Source organism: Haloferax marisrubri, from assembly GCF_001469875.2.
Lineage (GTDB): Archaea > Halobacteriota > Halobacteria > Halobacteriales > Haloferacaceae > Haloferax > Haloferax marisrubri.
Genome location: NZ_LOPW02000018.1, coordinates 382,796 through 383,247, shown reverse-complemented (window position 1 = coordinate 383,247; position 452 = coordinate 382,796). Strand labels below are relative to the sequence as shown.

Annotated in this window: 1 protein-coding gene; it reads left to right on the top strand. The window is 50.2% G+C overall.

Annotation, left to right across the window (positions count from 1 at the left end; translation table 11 throughout):
• Positions 1–211 (top strand): IclR family transcriptional regulator C-terminal domain-containing protein (locus AUR65_RS20075; protein ID WP_233194405.1); only part of this gene is annotated, 211 nt, incomplete at its 5' end.
• Positions 212–452 lie beyond the last annotated feature (241 nt).

Below are 452 nucleotides of genomic sequence, written 5' to 3'. Positions count from 1 at the left end.
TCGCGGGTACGCACTCGACGACGGGGAGCGCTTGGTTGGGATGCGCGGCATCGCGACACCTATCCGACACCGCGAAACCAAAGAGATTCTCGGTACGGTTGGAATAACGGGTCCGACGAGTCGAATTCAAGGAGAGGTCTTCCACGAGGAAATACCCGAGTTACTCCGGCAGAATGCAGACATCATCGAAGTCAACATCAGCTATTCGTAATGCTGTATTCGTGACCACAGCCAATAGGAGGTATTCGTTTTACAGCGGACTGATAAAACCATTGAGCAGTAGTGGATCCAAATACAATATTACAAAACACGAGTCGTAAGACAGAGTTACTCTTTCACACTCATTGAGGAGACTAGTATCGGAAGAACCACCGACGCTCCTGAGCAGTCACAGGTACATTCAGGCGAGAGAACGTGGAAACTTTCGAGTCGGTGATTCGCGATGTGAGTGC